General features: G+C 30.6%; 1 protein-coding gene. It reads left to right on the plus strand.

The features are described from left to right. Positions 1 to 140: 140 nt before the first annotated feature. Positions 141 to 399: RNA polymerase beta'' subunit family protein (locus EDI28_RS28265; RefSeq protein ID WP_233353537.1), on the plus strand; the 259-nt coding region annotated here is incomplete at its 3' end.

Here is a 399-nt window from a genome sequence, read left to right on the forward strand (position 1 = left end):
CCTTGTTCAATAGAAATAAGGAATTCCAATCTTTGATAATTTTGTCATCATCCAATTGTTCTCGAATGGGTCCATTCAACGATCACAACGTGATAAAAGAATCAATTAAAAGAGACTTCCTAATTCCAATTAGGAATTCGTTGGGTCCTTTAGGAACAGCCCTTCAAATTGAAAATTTTTATTCATTTTACGATTTAATAACTCGTAATCAGATCTTGGTAACTAAATATTTGCAACTTGAGAATTTAAAACAGATTTTTCAAGTACTTAAATATTTTTTAATGGATGAAAATGGAAGGATTTATAATCCCGATCCGTGCAGTACCATCATTTTGAATCCATTCAATTTGAATTGGTACTTTCTCCATCATAATTATTGTGAAGAAACAACCACAAAAG

The sequence above is a fragment of the Photobacterium chitinilyticum genome (assembly GCF_004104355.1).
GTDB lineage: Bacteria > Pseudomonadota > Gammaproteobacteria > Enterobacterales > Vibrionaceae > Photobacterium > Photobacterium chitinilyticum.